This window comes from Streptomyces torulosus, from assembly GCF_001419765.1.
GTDB lineage: Bacteria > Actinomycetota > Actinomycetes > Streptomycetales > Streptomycetaceae > Streptomyces > Streptomyces torulosus.
In genome coordinates this window covers 1-275 of sequence record NZ_LIRK01000651.1, presented here as the reverse complement: position 1 = coordinate 275, position 275 = coordinate 1, and the positions used below count along the sequence as shown (strand labels likewise).

The following is a 275-nucleotide window of genomic DNA, read 5'->3' as shown; positions in this document are numbered from 1 at the left end:
CACGAACTGGCCCCGTACATCGCCCAGGTGGTCGACGCCCTCCCCCGCTGGGCGCCTCCGGCCCTGGCCGGCCTGGTCCTGCTGGCGGCGGGCGCCACGTACGAGCAGCGCCTGCGCGACGCACGCCGGATGCGCGACGCCCTCGGGAAGATGAGCTGACGGTCCCAAGGTCCAGCGCCCCTTGGGGGCCCGAGGGCCGGCGCTCCCTGAGGGGGGTGGGGAACTGCGCGCCCCTCAGGGAGCCCGCAGTTCCCCGCCCCCCAAGGTGCCCCCGT

At 76.7% G+C, this 275-nt stretch carries 1 protein-coding gene; it reads left to right on the top strand.

What is annotated here, in order from left to right:
* The coding region (locus AOK23_RS52125; RefSeq protein WP_420823783.1) for an SCO7613 C-terminal domain-containing membrane protein at positions 1–159 on the top strand (159 nt) is incomplete at its 5' end.
* Positions 160–275 lie beyond the last annotated feature (116 nt).